The sequence below is a fragment of the Amycolatopsis thermoflava N1165 genome, assembly GCF_000473265.1.
GTDB classification, from domain to species: domain Bacteria; phylum Actinomycetota; class Actinomycetes; order Mycobacteriales; family Pseudonocardiaceae; genus Amycolatopsis_E; species Amycolatopsis_E thermoflava.
Window position 1 is genome coordinate 535,606 of record NZ_KI421511.1, and the last position, 14,574, is coordinate 550,179.

The window sequence follows — 14,574 nt, forward strand, 5'->3', positions numbered from 1 at the left end:
CGACCGGTTACGCGGGCTGCTCGACGGCCTCGATGGGCTCCCGCGCCCGGCTGGTGATCGCTCTGGTCGGCATCCACGGCCTGCGCCCGGTCGAGGTCACCCACCTCCAGATCGACGACTTCGACCTCACCCGCCTGATCATCCGTGTTCCACGCTGCGAGCACACCCACACCGTCTACCTCGACACCTTAACCGCCGACCTGGCCACCGCGTGGCTGACCGAGCGACACCTCCGCTGGCCCACCTCCAACCCCCACTTGTTCATCACCAGCCAAACCGCCCACCACCCCGCGCAACCGCCCCTGAGCTACACGGGACTCCGAGCCGCCTTCGACCAGATCGGCATTCTCCCCAGGCAGCTGTGGTCCGACCGCATCCTCCACGAAGCGCAACACACCGCCGACCCCATCCACCTCATCCGCCTGTTCGGCATCCACCCCGCACACCGCCGTGAAATACATCCACGCGGCCCACCCCGACAAAGCGCTGCCCCGGATCCGTTAATAACCATCCATGGTGGACGAGGACGGTGATGGCGCACAGCCGTTGGCTAGTTCCAGCCTCGAAGCTGGTAGTAGCGTTCACGCGGCTCCGCGGTAAGCGGGTTGATCCCGTTCTTGACGCACCAGGCGACGTGGAAGGTCGCGCCGATCAGCGGAAGCCCGGCGATCCACACCCGGCCGACCACACCGAGGACCGCCAGATACACCAGCCACCGCGCCATCCGCGTCCACACCGGAGCCTTGGCCTCGAAATGCCCGAACAATGGCGACAGCACCGCGATCACCACGGCCGCGACCATCCACTCCCATTCCACGAATAGGCCTTCCTTTCCAGAGTTCAGCAGCAGTGCTCGCCGCGCCAGGCTTCGCGGCCTTCCTTGACCGCGACAGCGGCAATCACCAGCCCGACCACCGGGTCGGCCCACCACCAGCCGAACAGCAAGTTCAGCAACAGCCCGACCAGCAGCACGCCGGACAAGTACGTGCACAGCAGGGTCTGCTTCGAATCCGCGACCGCACTGGCCGACCCCAGCTCCCGCCCGGCACGCCGCTGCGCATAGGACAACACCGGCATGACCACCAGCGACACCCCGGCCAGCACAATCCCGGCCGGGGAATGCCCAGCGGATTCCGCCCCCAGCAGGCTGCGGACGGATTCGACCGTGACATAGACCGCCAGCGCGAAAAACGACACCGCGATCACCTTCAACGCCGCCCGCTCACGAGCCTCGGGATCCCTGCCGGAAAACTGCCAGGCCACCGCGGCTGCCGAGGCGACCTCGACCACCGAGTCCAGCCCGAACCCCACCAACGCGGTCGACGACGCGACCGTCCCCGCCGAGATCGCCACGACTGCCTCGACGACGTTGTATGTGATCGTCCCGGCGACCAGCAGCCGCACCCGCCGCGACAGCACCGCCCGGCGGTCCGCATCGACCGGCGAAGTCTCCGCGGACGTGCAGCAACCGTCCGTGCAACCGCCGTCCCGCGCATGGGGCGGTGCGGTCCTCAGCGGCAGCTCGAACCGCCGGCCAGCGTTCTCGCTCATCAGACCACTTCCACCGAGTCGTCCACGGTGTCCGCCGCTTCCGTCGCGGCGACCGGCTCGTCGTCGACACAGCGCTGCGCGGTGTCCACCGCGAGCACCACCTGCACCAACTCGCCCAGCGCACGAGCCAGATGCGCATCCGCCAGGGCATAACGAACCTGGCGCCCCTCATAGGTCGCCACCACCAGCCCACAGCCCCGCAGACACGCCAGATGATTCGACACATTCGAGCGGGTCAGCCCGAGCTGAGCAGCCAACCGGCCCGGGTAGCTCACCCCGTCCAGCAGCGCGACCAGGATCCGGCAGCGGGTCGGGTCAGCCAACGCCCGCCCCAACCGAGCCAGCGCCGACTCCCGCGTCTCACACGTCAGCATGACCAGAACAGTACAGCGACAGCTGACATAACAGCAAGGGCTGAACAATCCACTCGGCCGACGATGTCCCCGCACAACAGCCCAGACAAGCCACCTGAGCGACGAGGGGGGTTGGTGGACCAGATCTTCTTCCAGTGCGCGGTGGGGAACGAGGCGAACGCGAGCAGGTCCTCGGTGGCGTCGCGCAGCATCGACTCCACCTTCGACGACTGCCGGCCGAGCATTTCGGCGATGACACCGAGCTGTTCACGGACGTGCGCGGCGTCGGGCTGGGCGAAGATCGTGCGGATCGCCGCTGCCACCATCTCGGAGCTGCCTTTGGGGACCTGGGCCAGCACATTGCGCAGGAAATGCACCCGGCAACGCTGCCAGGCGGCGCCGAGCAACACCGCGGAGATGGCCTGTTTCAGCCCGGTGTGGGCATCGGAGATGACCAGCTGCACCCCGCCCAGGCCGCGGGCCTTGAGCGAACGGAGGAACGCCGTCCAGAACGCCCCGTCCTCGGAGTCACCGACGGCGAAGCCGAGGACCTCGCGCCACCCGTCGGCCCGGACCCCGGTGGCGATCACCACCGCCTGGGACACCACGCGGTGGTTGACCCGGGTCTTGCAGTAGGTGGTGTCAAGGAACACGTAGGGAAAATGTTGCTCACCCAGCGATCGGTCCCGGAATGCGCCGACCTCGGTGTCCAGATCAGCGCAGATCCTCGATACCTCGGACTTGGAGATGCCGGTGTCCGCACCCAAGGCTTTCACCAGATCGTCGACCTTGCGGGTGGACACCCCGTGCAGGTAGGCCTCCATCACCACCGCGAACAACGCCTGATCCACCCGTCGCCGACGCTCCAACAACGACGGGAAGAACGACCCGGTGCGCAGCTTCGGGATCCGCAACTCCAGATCCCCAGCCGTGGTCGACAGCGTGCGGGTCCGGTGGCCATTGCGCTGGGCGGTGCGGCTCTCGGTGCGCTCGTGCAGGCCAGCGCCGATCGCCTCGGTGAGCTCGGCCTCGATCAGCGCCTGATAGATCGTCTCCGCCGCCTGACGGACACGATCACCAACATCGGCGACCTTGAGTGCATCGAGTACTTCAAGCAGGGCAGACTGGTCCAGGGCCATCGCGTGACGCCTCTCCACGGGTTCCTTGGCGGGTTCCTGCAGAGACTCACGCGATGGCCCCCTCCACGCGCTCAGCCACGCCGAACAAGACCCAGACTTACACCACCAGCGGGGACATGGCCGCACCAGATTCTGCGAACCCGTGCGCTTCCGCGTTCGACGTTCTCGCGGTTGGGCGGCGCGACCTTCGGCCCTTCACGTACGTGGAGCGCCGGGCGGAGCTGACAGGTTGCTGCCGGAGCCGCGGCCGTATCTGCAGCGCCAGGCCACCCGCGAAGGTCAGCTGCATATACCGGCCGACATCCGGGCCGAACTCGCGCACGAACACCAGGCACCCCCGGTAGAGACCGCCTTGCCGGTGGACGGGCAGGCGATCGCGTCCGCAGCGCGCGCATGGGCCCGGCGGGTAGCGGTCGCTGTCGTCGCGCCAGCAAGCGCAGCCGCGGCAGCGGCGTCGGGTGATTCCCCAGCTGTGGCAGTCCTCGCAGCCGTGCACCGGGCGAGCTCGAGCCGGGGCCAGGCGGTGGGGTGCAGGCGTGGCCAGGCGCGGCCGTAGCAGTTACGCCGCGGCGCAGGCAGCAGGCTCAACTGCCCGGGCAGGGCCGCGGGGAGAAACCGCGGATCGTCCTGCGCCTGCCGGAACACGGCAGGGGTGAGGGCGGGAGCCGGGTCCCGCCGCGACTTCCGCGGGAGGCTGTAAGCCTCGTGGAGCCCGAGCCCGACGAGGTGCAGCCGCAACTGCCGGGCGAACGGCAGGATCACCTCGCGGCCGGCGTGCAGCTCGGTGCGGGCCGCGATCGCGCACCCGCGACACAGCCCATCGCCGTCGGCCGACAGCTCCCGCAGGCAGCCCCGGCACCCTTGCCGGGCAGAGTGCTGCCGCTGCCAGGACCGGCATCCCTCGCACTGACCGTCGCTGCCGACATCCACAGGCCCCCAGACCAGACACACATCGCATTGCCGCGCCTGCCGCACCGATGCCGCCCTGCCCCGTCAGTTCGGGGGACGACGTCGCCGTAGCCCGTCGATGCGGGCCACCGGCCGCACCGGCCCCCGCTCGTCCCCGGCGGCCGCGACCCGGTGTGTTTTTTGCCCACCCTGTTGGTCGGCCACCGGCTCGGCCTCGAGGAGGTCAGCCACCGTGCACTGCAGGGCCTGGCAGATCCGGTCGAGGTCATCCAGCCGGACAGTGACCGGCGTGTTTCCCCACAGCGCCGCGACCTTGCTCAACGAGGGGTTGAAACCCACCCGCCGGAACGCGGCCAGCAGATCGGTCGGCCGCCAGATGTCCTGCTTGGCCGCCACCCACCGCAGATTCCACTTAATCGAAGGCTCCCCGCATCCCGTACCAGCCGCTGCGCCGCCCGCCCGGCTGCTTCCCGACACGCCTGTTCCGGATCCGCCTGCGCGGTCGCGAGATACCGGACCGTCGTGGTGGTCCACTCATGTCCCAACAGTTTCTGCACCTCCCACAACGTCATCCCCCGCTCGTAGTTGTGTGTCGCGCACGCATGATGCAGCAGGTGCGGATACAGCTCAGTAACCGGGCCCGGCAGATACAGGCGCGAAGCCCTCTGCAACGCCCGGCGGAAGGTCGCCAGGCACCACCGCTGGCGCGATCGGCATGTTCAGCGCGGCCACCGCTGTCGGCAACCGTTCCGAACGAAACAACGGCGCCAGCGGATGTTCCGGATCGTCCTGGAACAGACCGCGCACCTCCTCGACATACCATCACAGCAGCTCGCGGCTCTGCTCGAACAGGAACGCCTCGCGCTGCCGCGGCCCCGATCCGCGAGCACCCTTACCTTCCACCAGTAACCGGCCCCATTGCCCGGACTCCCAGTGCACATCCGAGATCCGCGCCCCGCACAGCTCTGTCGCCCGAACTCCGGACACGTAGGCGATCTTGGCCATCACATAGTCCCGGCACGCGACGGCCTCCTTTCGCGCGCCCGGCAGCGCGTCGCGCCACTGGGCGAAAAACCGGGTCATCGCCTTCTGCGATGGCGGCACCCGCAGGCCGAAGTCCCCACGATGGCGCGGCCGGTTGAACGGATCGACCGGGGACTCCACCACCGCACCGAACAACCGGCTGATCTCACCGGCGTACCGCTGCTCCAAGAACGCGAAGTAGTCGTCGATCTTGGTGATCTTCGCGCGCACCGTCGCCCGCGCCCGCTTGCCCGGCCCGGCGAAATAGCGGTCCAGCTGCTTCGGCTGCAGCCGCCAGGGCACCGTCTCGTAGTGATCGCACAGCTCGATCACGGGTTTGACCAGCTAGTCGATCGTCCCCGGCATCAACCCGGCCGCATCGCGCGCCCACTGGTACTCCGCCAGCGTGTCCAGGTAGAACGCGCGCTCATCCTCCGGAGCCGACAAGGCAGACCGCCGCCGATGCAACGTGAAGACGTCGGCCAACCCCGTCTCGGGGACATCCTGCCGCGTCTCCTCCTGCTCATCCCCGGTCACGAGTGGCGAACGACCAGTTTCGGAATCCGCCACGGACGGTCAAATTACCGGTATAGCTCTCAAAATCTGCCAGTGATCGCAGGAATCTCGCGCGATCAGGTGACGGTCCACCGCAGGGCTTGGACCTGCTGACTTGCGCCGTTCAGTCCGCCCCAGGCAGTGAAGGAACCCGTGCGTGCTCCAGTCAAGAACGCGACCGGGTGGGACTTCGGCAGCTCGGGCCGCGGCCGGGCGGCATGCATCCGGGACTGGAGCCAGCCGAAGTCCGGTCGGCCCTGATCGTCGAGCGTGACCAGCTCACCATCCAGCAGGAGCGGCCGGACGACCAGGTCAGGCAGTACGCGCAACTCCGGGTAGGAGCTGGTGATGTCGCGCAGGTTGCGGGACTGTGCCACGACCCCGCCGGCGTCCACCGCCACCACGGCTCGCACGCCATCCCACTTCCACTCGAACGCCCAACCAGGGGCGGTGGGAGGCTGGCCGGCTGTCGCGAGCATCGGCGCGACCGGGGCGGGCAGGGTCATGTACTCATCATCGGCGGCGACGCGAGGCTCCGCAGACTTGGCGCCGGATCTAATGAACTTACTCTCGTCGAAAGTCTATCTGGAGCCCTAGCTAGCGCACTTCCTGCAAAGAAACCTTTGTAGATGACTAGCTGGCAAACTTCCGGGTTCTATTTCGACGCAGTTGGGCCAGCCGGAGAACTAACATATGCTAGCTGGGTCAGCTGGAGAACTAACATATGTTAACTCTGCTAGCTGCTGTTAGTGGTGTTACCAGTATTAGTAGGTGGTTGCCTTGCAAGCAAAACGGCTCTGACCTGGGTAAACGCCGGATTCGAGCGTTTTCTGTCGCTTCCTCGCCACTGCGCTTTCCGAACTATCGGGGCGCGTGTATTCTCGTTCTCGGCGGACGGGCCTCGCGACCACAAGACGCGGCCCATCGGTCACAACGGGCCGTTATTGAAAGGTGGCCAAGGGGTAAGGGTCCTGAGCCACCTCACGCTCTCGCGGGCTGATCCCCCGTGAGGGCACGTTCAGATCGATAGCGCAGATGGAGTGCACTATGCCCGAACAAGCCGATCATATCCCCTGGATGACCGCGATGGCGTTTCGCCGCCAGTGCGGACTCTCAACGGTGGGCACAGAAGTGGCGCGCCATGGCCGCGGAGCCGCGGCGCGCTGCAAGGAGCTGGGCATCGAGCCCGGCAAGCTCTTCGACGAGCGGTGGGGACAGGTGAACACGTACCCGTGGTACGTGCTGGCCCATGCCGCGGCCAAGTAGCCGAGGCGAGGGAGTGGTGCCCTGTCCCGTGCCGGCGCGGGACAGGGCCACTGCCCGGAGTTATCCACAGATCGCGGACGGCCTGGTGACCACGGTGCGGATGAGCCAGCGCCGAGGTATGCAGCACACCCCCGGCTTCGACCGCTGCAGCCCGCCGAACCCGTCGCTCGCCGAGTTCGACTGCGACCTGCCTGGTCGAGCGGCCCGGGCTCGGTCGAGCACAGACCGAGGTGCGCAGGCTGGGCGGCGGTGCCGATGTCCAGCCTGCATCGGGCGGCCCCAAGACGTAGGACACCGATGATGCCCTTTCTGGCGATGGGAGAGTCGGTGTCAGCCCCGCGCGCATGCGTCAGCCGTGTGCCGGAGATACTGCCGTGGTGCGCGCGTGGTTGGTGGGGATAACACTCGCTGTTGTCACGGGAATTGTCGTCGTCGTCTGGGGGCGCCCAGAACAAGCAGGCCGACTGGTGGTCGGCCTGGGGCCAGTGGGTCGGCGGGGGCGGCTCGATAGTTGCGGCGGCCGTGGCTGTGGGCATCGCTCTCGAAGGTTGGTGGCGAGCCGACCAGGAGCGCCGGGACAACGAGTCGATCCAGGCCCGCCTGGTCTTCGCCCGGTACGACGTCGACAGTCGGTATCTGGTAGTCGTCAACGGCAGTGGCGGAGCGGTCAGCATGGTCAAGTTGACGGAGATGACCGGCAACAACGCCGTCGGCAGATGGGAACGCAGTGAGACGGACCCGGTGCAGTTCGGTGAGGTCATCGTTGAGGTGATTCCTCCGCACGAGTCGGTCAAGTTGCCCGTGTACTACCGATTTCATCCAGGACAGATCGGCGCGAATCCCGGCGCCACGCCCACCATCACCTTCTTGGATTCGGATGGACGCGTATGGCGGCGAGTGGGCCGTGACGACCCGCAGCGGCAGACCGCACACACGTCAAGCACGTAGTACTCTCGCGTGCATGGCGAGGCGCGGTTCGGCGGGTCGGACGGCACTCATGTCGACGTGTGCGGCATGCTCCGCCGGGCTCCAGGTTGCCGCAGGCCTGGTTGACGCCTCCTTGGCTGCAGTTGCGTTCATGCTGCTGACCGCGATGACTGCCGGGGCAGCCGCGTTGCTGGGGACGGTGCCGCTTCAAAAAAACAACCGAGCCCCTGGGGTAAAAAAACCCTGCTGTTTCACGAAACGGGATGACGTACTGGCCGGCGCCGACCCACCGTGGCGCCCCACAGGTGGGCGCGCTGGCGGACGTGCGGAATTTGGTGGCGGTATGGCCAAGAGTCCTTCGTCGCTCTGCGGCCCGATGCCTGGCACATGCCCGAGCGGGTCACCGTCGTCGGCTGGCTCAGTACCTTCGCCGAGATGACCGCCGTTCGTGAGGCGATCGACGCGGATCCCGTTCTGGGCACTCGTCTCGACACCATGGTCGGCACCGAGTTCGAGCTGAATCTGCGACCGCTCGACTGGCTCTTGGTGGAGCACTTGCTCGAACCCATGATCGTCGCCTGTCGCTCGTACGAGTTCGACGAGGCGGCGTTCGAGTTCCAGTTCAACCGACTGGACGCCGGCCTGCGGTGCGACACCATCCGCTTCGTCGAGTTCGTCCCGCTCAACGGCTTCACATCGAGCATGGCCGACATCGCCTTGGCCGACGATGTGGTTCTGCGCCCGATGACTGACAACCAGGTCAACCGGGCCATCCAGGCCCTGGCGGTACCAGTGGAGTTCAGTGGCGGCCCGAACAGTGTGCAGGTCTCCCGATTTCACTGGTGGGCCGTGATGCGGGAGCAGGGCTACCCGGTCCGGTCGTACAAACAGGGGATGCCCGAGCAGCCGCAAGCTCCCGACTTCCCGAGGCTGGAGGAACCGGCGCAACGGCTGGTCACCGCCCTGCGGATCGTGTGCGGTGGCTCTGTTGTGGCTACGCGGGATCCATGCCCAGCATGACGACGACTTCCCACCGACAGTGGACGGCAGTGCCGCACTGTCGACCTTGGTTGCGGCCGACATCAGCCGGCCGACCCAGGTGCTCACCGACGAGCAGGCCGAGGCTGTATGCGAGGTGTACGAGATGCTCGGGAATCCAGGAGTTCGACAGGACCGGTTGTTGCAGGTGGCGTTGCGTCGATTCGTGTTCGCCGGTTCCAAGGCCCAGCCAGAGGACCGGCTCCTCGACCTCGTCATCTGCTGCGAGGCCCTGTTCCTCAAGCGACACGGGATTGATGGGCCGCGGAAGGGCCGCCTCGCGGCTGCGAACGCTGCGCGGTTGCTGGCAGACGACCCGCTGCTGAACGTGGGGCGCAAGCGGGTAGGGCGGTTCGTCGAGGATGCCTACCTGTTGCGGAACGCGGAAGTTCACGGCGACCACGCCGTCCGCCGATCGATGGCACTCCTCCGTGGTGCAACCACCGAAGACCTCGCTCGGTTCGTTGAGGACCTGAGGCTCGTGGTCGGCCGGGCGCTTCGCCTGGTGCTGAGCGAGCTGTCGCGCCCAGCCGCGGCAGCCGGGGCGGTCCGATGACGATGCAACCGTCGGGAGTGCTCGGCGCCGCAGGCCCTGCGCAGTTCGAGTTCCTGATCCATTTCTGCGGGCGGCCGAGTACCGCAGCCCTGACGCCGACGGTGCCCCAGAAAATCCGGGACCTACAAGCCGTGGCAGCGGCTGCACAACATCCTGTGGGAAGGCCAAATCCGAGGCTTCGCACCGTTCGGCTCCGACTCGCCGATGGTGTGCCTATCGGAAAGCCCGCTGGAACATCTCCGCTGGCTGCTGGCGCATCGTCAGTGGCCGCCGTGGGGTCTGCTCCTGCGACGGCAGACCGTATACGACCTTGGCGGCGGGCCCGTCTGGTACGCCCGCACCGAGCAACTGGCGATGCTGCCGGCGGAGCTGCGCGGTTGGACCGTACGGTTCGAGGCCGGGTCCAACCGATCGGACTGGCTGCACGAGCGCGAGTGGCGTATTCCCCTGCCGCCCGACAACCCAGCGCTGCAACTGCCACCCGACTCCGTTCCCGTGATCCTCGACGGCGATCCGCAGTGACAGCCCACCGAGATGGTTCGCCGGACCGTCTTCGTGGATGAGTTCGGCATGGAGGCGTCGCCAGATCAGCTGGGGCATCCGCAGCCCGTCGAAGTGCCGCAGTTGCCGTACCTGTGGACCGCGGCGGAACGCTGGTACTGGAACCAACAGAGCCAGGAGCTCCTGCAAATCCCGTGCTAGGGCGTGTCTGACAAAGATCGCGGTTGGTGGCTGGGATGCTGCTGGTCGTGTCGCGGTTTCGGATGCTCTCGGATGAGCAGTGGGTGTTGATCGAGGATTTGTTGCCGGCGCGGACGGGGAGGCCGGGGCGTCCGTTTTCGGATGCGCGGGCGATGGTGGAGGGGATCATCTACCGGTACCGCTGTGGGCTGGCGTGGCGGGATGTGCCGGGAGTGTTCGGGCCGTGGCAGACGATCTGGACCTGGCACCGGCGGCTGGCCCGGGAAGGCATCTGGGATGTGGTGCTGCAGCGGCTCCAGGCCTTCGCGGACGCGGCTGGGTTGATCGACTGGTCGGTCTCGGTCGACTCCAGCATCGTGCGGGCGCATCAGCACGCCACGACCATCACCCGCCACACAGGGGGCTGGATCGAACTACACGAAACCCGGGATCGAGCCGCCTGACCACGCCATCGGCCGCTCCCGCGGCGGCTGGACTACCAAGATTCACCGTGTCGTCGACGGGAACGGGCGGGGACTGGTCACCCTGCTGACACCAGGCCAGGCCGGGGACTCACCGATGTTCGAACCGCTGATGGCCCACCTGCAGGTGCCCCGCTTGGGCGGCGGGCGAGCACGGACCCGCCCCAACCGGGTGCGCGCAGACAAGGCCTACTCCTCCCGCGCCATCCGCAACCACCTACGCAGGCGGGGAATCCAGGCGGTCATCCCCGAACCGGCCGACCAAGCAGGACACCGCAAACGCCGCGGTTCCCGCGGCGGACGACCACCCGCCTTCAACGAGGTCGACTACCGCGGACGCAACGTCATCGAACGCAGCTTCAACCAGCTCAAACAATGGCGCGGCATCGCCACCCGCTACGACAAGTTGGCCACGCTCTACCGCGCCGCCATCCTCATCCACGACGTCATCACCTGGACAAAGACATTGTCAGACACGGTCTAGGCGCTCAAGCTCCTGGTCAACGCGCTGCCGGGATCCGCTCCCGGCGCGGATCCCGGCGACGGAGACCGATCAGGCTGCACGCCGACATGGCCTACGACATTCCCGCACTGCGCGACTGGCTCAGCCGGCACGGGATCAACCCGTACATCGCCCGCAAAGGCATCGAACCCGGCAACAAGCCCGGCAACACCGGTGGGTCATCGAACAGACGATCGCCTGGCCGACCGGCGCCTGACCATCCGCTACGAACACAAATCCAGCCATTCCCTGGCCTTCCTCCCCCTCGCCGCCGCCATCACCTGCTATAAGAAACCCGCCAAATGAGACACGCTCTTAGAGTTGTCGCACTGGAACTCCGGCTCATGTCGGAGCTCGGACTTCGCGATGGCGTTGAGGTGGACCTCGTCGGGGCCGTCGAACAGGCGCATCGCGCGGTGCCAGGCGTACATGGCGGCCAGCGGTGTCGTGTCCGTGACGCCGGCGCCGCCATGGACCTGGATCGCGCGGTCGATCACGCGCGTCGCCACGCGGGGGACCGCCACCTTCGCCATCGCGACCAGGTCGCGCGCGGCCTTGTTGCCCTCGACGTCAATGACGTGCGAGGCCCGGTGACACAACAGCCGCGCCTGCTCGATCTCCAGCCGGGACTCGGCGATCTGCTGCCGCACGACGCCTTGCTCGGCCAGTGGCGCGCCGAAGGCCACCCGGCCCTTGGCGCGCTGCACCAACATGGCCAGCGCGCGTTCGGCCGCGCCCAGGGCTCGCATGCAGTGGTGGATGCGTCCGGGGCCGAGCCGGGCCTGCGCGGCGGCGAACCCGCCGCCCTCACCGCCGATTACGTTGGTGACCGGAACCCGGACGTCGGTGAAGCGGACCTCGGCGTGGCCGTGCTGGTCGTGGTGGCCGAACACCGGGTAGTCGCGCACCACGGTGATGCCCGGCGTGTCGCGGGGAACCAGGACCATGGTCTGCTGCCGGTGGGCCGGCGCAGTGGGGTCGGTCTTGCCCATCAGGATGAACACCGCACAGCGCGGGTCCATCGCGCCGCTGGTCCACCACTTGCGGCCGTTGATGACGTACGAGTCGCCATCGCGCTCGATCCTGGTGGCGATGTTGGTGGCGTCGCTGCTGGCCACGTCCGGTTCGGTCATCGCGAAGGCGGAGCGGATCTTCCCGGCCAGCAACGGTTCCAGCCACTCGCGCTTCTGCTCCTGCGTGCCGAGCAGGTGCAGCAGTTCCATGTTGCCGGTGTCGGGGGCCTGGCAGTTGGTCGCCTCCGGCGCGAGCTCGAGGCTCCACCCGGACAGCTCGGCGATCGGGGCGTACTCCAGCTGCGTCAGCCCCGACTCGGCAGGCAGGAACAGGTTCCAAAGGCCCCCGGCCCGCGCCTGCTCCTTCAACTCCTCGACCACCGGAGGCACCGTGTGGTCATCCGGGCCGGCGGCCGCCCGCTCGGCGTGGTAGCGCGCCTCCGCGGGCAGTACCCGCTCCCGCATGAATCGCGCCATCGCGTCACGCAGCTCGACCGCGCGGGGCGAGGGAGCGGGCAGCTCGTAGCTGACCATGAACGCCTCCTGAACAAGACCGATCGAATGTTCGGCTGAACATAACGACCTGACGACGGGCGCGTCAACTGGCGAGGCGCACCAGGTCCCGCGCGAACCCGACGTACTGGCGCGCGACGACCTCGGGGGAGTACCCGCCCTTCGGGGACCACCACTGCGGCAACGCGGTGCACATCGTGACGACCGCGCGCGCGGCTTCGCGTGGCAGTGGCGTGGTCATCAAGCCGCGGCGGCACCCCTCGACGACTTCGTCGTCGACCATCCGCTGCACCTCCCGCCGGGCCTCGGCGATCCGCGTTCGTTGCGGCTCCTCGACGCTGCGCATCTCGCTTGCCCCGATGAACCCCAGCTCACGGCGGTGCGTGTGGTACAGCGCGAGGCACTCGATCAGGCCGGTGAAGCGCTCGACCGGGCCGTCGCCCTCGGCGCGGGCCGCCCTGCACCGCTCCCGCAGGTCGTCCATCGTGAGGTCCATCAACGCCACGAGCAGGTCCTGCTTGGCCGGCCAGTGGTGGTAGACTCCCGCCACCGACAGGCCCGCGCGATGTGCGACGTCCCGGATCGTGGCGCCGTGGTAGCCGAGTTCCACGAACGCCTCGAGCGCGCCGGTCAGCGGTGCCGCGAGGCGCAGCGGCGGGAAATCGCGCCAGTGACCGCGCGGCGGCGCCGCCGGTGCGCCCCGCAGATTGTCCGCCGTGGTGCCGAACAGGTGCGCCGCCGCGTCGAGTCGTGCCGCGGAAAGGCGGGTGCGCCCGTTCTCTACAGCGCTCCACGTCCCCGCGCTCACGCCGAGCGCTCGCGCGGCCTCCCGCAGGGTGAGACCGGCGTCCCGTCGTGCGGTGCGCAGACGTTCCCCGAGCAGCTCGCGCTCCTCGCTGTCCTGTGATCGCGGCAACTGGTTGGCTCCTTTCCGCTGGAGGTGACCCTAGCCGTCCTTGACATGCGGACGACCGCTCCGTCAGAGTACCGCTGTCGTGTTCAATCAGACCGTACGAACGCTCGGTTTCGGAGGTAGAGATGGTCCAGGCAACCGCACCGCCCGGGGTGGCGGTCCCTCCGCTCGAGGCGTTCCTGAGGGCCGAGTGCCCGGGAATGCTCACCGGGCCCCTGCGTGCCGAGCTGCTCCCGGGCGGTCGGTCCAACCTGACCTACCTGCTCACCGACGGGCACAAGCGCTGGGTGCTGCGCCGCCCGCCGCTCGGGCACGTCCTGGCCACCGCCCACGACATGGACCGCGAGTACCGCGTGCTCGGCGCCCTGCACCCGACCGAGGTCCCGGTGCCCCGCCCGATCGTGAGCGGTGGCCCCGACGTCATCGGCGCGTTCTTTTACGTCATGGACTTCGCCGACGGCGAAGTCCTGCGCGACCGCACCCAGCTGCAGACGGTCAACGCGACGGCGCTCGCCGGGCAGCTCGTCGACGTGCTCGCGCGCCTGCACTGCCTCGTTCCTGCCGCCGTCGGGCTCGCCGACCTCGGGCGCCCCGCCGGCTACCTGGAGCGGCAGGTCCGTCGCTGGGGCAAGCAGCTCGCCGCATCCCGCAGCCGCGACGTGCCCGGACTCGACGAACTCGGACACCGCCTGGGGAAGCGGCTGCCCGCGCACCAGCGGGGGGCGATCGTCCACGGCGACTACCGGCTGGACAACGTCGTCGTCGGCGGAGACGGCACGATCACCGCCGTCCTGGATTGGGAGATGGCCACACTCGGGGACCCGCTGACCGACCTGGCGTCCATGCTCGTCTGGTGGGACGGGATCAGCGGTCTCGACAGCCCGGTCGCCGCCGTGCCCGGTGACGTCCCGGGGTTCCCGCCCGGCAGCACGCTCGTCGAACATTACGCGCGAGCCACCGGCCACGACCTGACCGATCTCGCCTGGTACCTGGGTTTCGCTTACTACAAGATCGCCGTGATCTTCGAAGGCATCCACTACCGCGCCCAGCAGGGTCTCACCGTCGGCGAGGGCTTCGACCGGCTCGGCGCCCTGGTCCCCGATCTCGTCGAGCGCGGGCACGGCGCTCTCACCACTCCGACCTCCCGCTGAAC

General features: G+C 68.0%; 18 protein-coding genes and 3 pseudogenes. 9 read left to right on the top strand and 12 right to left on the bottom strand.

The features are described 5' to 3' along the window. Positions 1-53 precede the first annotated feature (53 nt). Positions 54-533, top strand: a complete 480-nt coding sequence (locus AMYTH_RS0102665) for a site-specific integrase (protein WP_157360494.1) — start codon at positions 54-56, stop codon at positions 531-533. 17 nt (positions 534-550) lie between these two features. Here the strand turns inward: AMYTH_RS0102665 and AMYTH_RS0102670 are convergent, their stop codons facing one another. The 10 genes and pseudogenes from AMYTH_RS0102670 to AMYTH_RS0102705 all read right to left on the bottom strand — a co-directional run bounded on the left by AMYTH_RS0102670 (position 551) and on the right by AMYTH_RS0102705 (position 6,036). Continuing rightward, positions 551-817 carry a hypothetical protein gene (locus AMYTH_RS0102670; protein ID WP_027929009.1) on the bottom strand — a complete coding sequence of 89 codons (267 nt, stop codon included), beginning with the start codon at positions 815-817 and terminating at the stop codon, positions 551-553. Positions 818-840: 23 nt separating this feature from the next. After that, a complete protein-coding gene (locus tag AMYTH_RS0102675) occupies positions 841-1,551 on the bottom strand; it encodes a cation transporter (RefSeq protein ID WP_084022485.1) in 711 nt (236 codons plus the stop codon). Then, positions 1,551-1,925, bottom strand: a complete 375-nt coding sequence (gene cmtR / locus AMYTH_RS0102680; protein ID WP_027929011.1) for a Cd(II)/Pb(II)-sensing metalloregulatory transcriptional regulator CmtR — start codon at positions 1,923-1,925, stop codon at positions 1,551-1,553. Before cmtR ends, AMYTH_RS0102675 begins: the two co-directional genes overlap by 1 nt. A 98-nt stretch (positions 1,926-2,023) precedes the next feature. Continuing rightward, positions 2,024-3,043: pseudogene (locus AMYTH_RS43520) on the bottom strand (IS256 family transposase); the annotation flags it as partial. Positions 3,044-4,036: 993 nt separating this feature from the next. Next, complete coding sequence (locus AMYTH_RS0102695) at positions 4,037-4,348, bottom strand: helix-turn-helix domain-containing protein (protein WP_209440729.1); 312 nt, start codon at positions 4,346-4,348, stop codon at positions 4,037-4,039. After that, positions 4,270-4,623 carry a tyrosine-type recombinase/integrase gene (locus tag AMYTH_RS51125; RefSeq protein ID WP_209440730.1) on the bottom strand — a complete coding sequence of 118 codons (354 nt, stop codon included), beginning with the start codon at positions 4,621-4,623 and terminating at the stop codon, positions 4,270-4,272. The genes AMYTH_RS0102695 and AMYTH_RS51125 overlap by 79 nt, the downstream gene beginning before the upstream one ends. Further along, positions 4,580-4,759 (bottom strand): hypothetical protein, encoded by a 180-nt coding sequence (locus tag AMYTH_RS49810; RefSeq protein WP_209440893.1) that lies wholly within the window; start codon positions 4,757-4,759, stop codon positions 4,580-4,582. Before AMYTH_RS49810 ends, AMYTH_RS51125 begins: the two co-directional genes overlap by 44 nt. Positions 4,760-4,774: 15 nt before the next feature. Next, entirely contained in the window at positions 4,775-5,308 is a 534-nt protein-coding gene (locus AMYTH_RS49815; RefSeq protein ID WP_209440731.1) for a site-specific integrase, read from the bottom strand. 12 nt (positions 5,309-5,320) lie between these two features. After that, positions 5,321-5,545: a hypothetical protein gene (locus tag AMYTH_RS49820; protein WP_209440732.1), complete on the bottom strand. Its 225-nt coding sequence runs from the start codon at positions 5,543-5,545 to the stop codon at positions 5,321-5,323. 62 nt (positions 5,546-5,607) lie between these two features. Then, positions 5,608-6,036: an ATP-dependent DNA ligase gene (locus tag AMYTH_RS0102705; protein ID WP_027929014.1), complete on the bottom strand. Its 429-nt coding sequence runs from the start codon at positions 6,034-6,036 to the stop codon at positions 5,608-5,610. A 541-nt stretch (positions 6,037-6,577) separates the two neighbouring features. On the opposite strand from AMYTH_RS0102705, the gene AMYTH_RS0102710 reads away from it, so the two are divergent. The 7 genes and pseudogenes from AMYTH_RS0102710 to AMYTH_RS50080 form a co-directional block, all read left to right on the top strand. Next, entirely contained in the window at positions 6,578-6,796 is a 219-nt protein-coding gene (locus AMYTH_RS0102710; RefSeq protein ID WP_157360495.1) for a hypothetical protein, read from the top strand. Between the two features lie 522 nt (positions 6,797-7,318). Beyond that, positions 7,319-7,744, top strand: a complete 426-nt coding sequence (locus AMYTH_RS0102715) for a hypothetical protein (protein ID WP_209440733.1) — start codon at positions 7,319-7,321, stop codon at positions 7,742-7,744. Between the two features lie 366 nt (positions 7,745-8,110). After that, positions 8,111-8,743, top strand: coding sequence for a hypothetical protein (locus AMYTH_RS46835; RefSeq protein WP_051362475.1), 633 nt, complete (start codon positions 8,111-8,113; stop codon positions 8,741-8,743). Then, the gene (locus AMYTH_RS46840; RefSeq protein WP_157360497.1) at positions 8,703-9,317 is read left to right on the top strand and encodes a HEPN domain-containing protein; all 615 of its coding nucleotides are present in this window, start codon (positions 8,703-8,705) and stop codon (positions 9,315-9,317) included. The genes AMYTH_RS46835 and AMYTH_RS46840 overlap by 41 nt, the downstream gene beginning before the upstream one ends. 204 nt (positions 9,318-9,521) lie before the next feature. After that, the gene (locus tag AMYTH_RS48565; protein WP_157360498.1) at positions 9,522-9,839 is read left to right on the top strand and encodes a hypothetical protein; all 318 of its coding nucleotides are present in this window, start codon (positions 9,522-9,524) and stop codon (positions 9,837-9,839) included. A gap of 203 nt (positions 9,840-10,042) precedes the next feature. Next, a pseudogene (locus tag AMYTH_RS47550) lies at positions 10,043-10,964 on the top strand (IS5 family transposase). Beyond that, positions 10,965-11,288 (top strand): annotated as a pseudogene (locus AMYTH_RS50080) (IS5/IS1182 family transposase); the annotation flags it as partial. It lies immediately after the preceding pseudogene. On the opposite strand, the gene AMYTH_RS43535 reads toward AMYTH_RS50080, so the two are convergent. Both AMYTH_RS43535 and AMYTH_RS0102750 read right to left on the bottom strand, forming a co-directional pair. After that, positions 11,267-12,529 carry an acyl-CoA dehydrogenase family protein gene (locus AMYTH_RS43535; protein ID WP_051362477.1) on the bottom strand — a complete coding sequence of 421 codons (1,263 nt, stop codon included), beginning with the start codon at positions 12,527-12,529 and terminating at the stop codon, positions 11,267-11,269. The pseudogene AMYTH_RS50080 and the gene AMYTH_RS43535 overlap by 22 nt on opposite strands. A gap of 64 nt (positions 12,530-12,593) precedes the next feature. After that, positions 12,594-13,424, bottom strand: coding sequence for a helix-turn-helix domain-containing protein (locus tag AMYTH_RS0102750; RefSeq protein WP_051362478.1), 831 nt, complete (start codon positions 13,422-13,424; stop codon positions 12,594-12,596). A gap of 197 nt (positions 13,425-13,621) precedes the next feature. Here AMYTH_RS0102750 and AMYTH_RS0102755 point away from each other — a divergent pair, with 197 nt between their 5' ends. Further along, entirely contained in the window at positions 13,622-14,572 is a 951-nt protein-coding gene (locus AMYTH_RS0102755) for a phosphotransferase family protein (protein ID WP_228684550.1), read from the top strand. Positions 14,573-14,574 lie beyond the last annotated feature (2 nt).

What these genes read in the sequence shown, in the direction of transcription:
- AMYTH_RS0102675 (WP_084022485.1), bottom strand. Translation starts at nt 1,551, where the DNA reads ATGAGCGAGAACGCTGGCCGGCGGTTCGAGCTGCCGCTGAGGACCGCA.
- AMYTH_RS43535 (WP_051362477.1), bottom strand. Translation starts at nt 12,529, where the DNA reads ATGGTCAGCTACGAGCTGCCCGCTCCCTCGCCCCGCGCGGTCGAGCTG.
- AMYTH_RS48565 (WP_157360498.1), top strand. Translation starts at nt 9,522, where the DNA reads ATGGTGTGCCTATCGGAAAGCCCGCTGGAACATCTCCGCTGGCTGCTG.
- AMYTH_RS0102710 (WP_157360495.1), top strand. Translation starts at nt 6,578, where the DNA reads ATGCCCGAACAAGCCGATCATATCCCCTGGATGACCGCGATGGCGTTT.
- AMYTH_RS0102705 (WP_027929014.1), bottom strand. Translation starts at nt 6,036, where the DNA reads ATGACCCTGCCCGCCCCGGTCGCGCCGATGCTCGCGACAGCCGGCCAG.
- AMYTH_RS0102755 (WP_228684550.1), top strand. Translation starts at nt 13,622, where the DNA reads ATGCTCACCGGGCCCCTGCGTGCCGAGCTGCTCCCGGGCGGTCGGTCC.
- AMYTH_RS46835 (WP_051362475.1), top strand. Translation starts at nt 8,111, where the DNA reads ATGCCCGAGCGGGTCACCGTCGTCGGCTGGCTCAGTACCTTCGCCGAG.
- cmtR (WP_027929011.1), bottom strand. Translation starts at nt 1,925, where the DNA reads ATGCTGACGTGTGAGACGCGGGAGTCGGCGCTGGCTCGGTTGGGGCGG.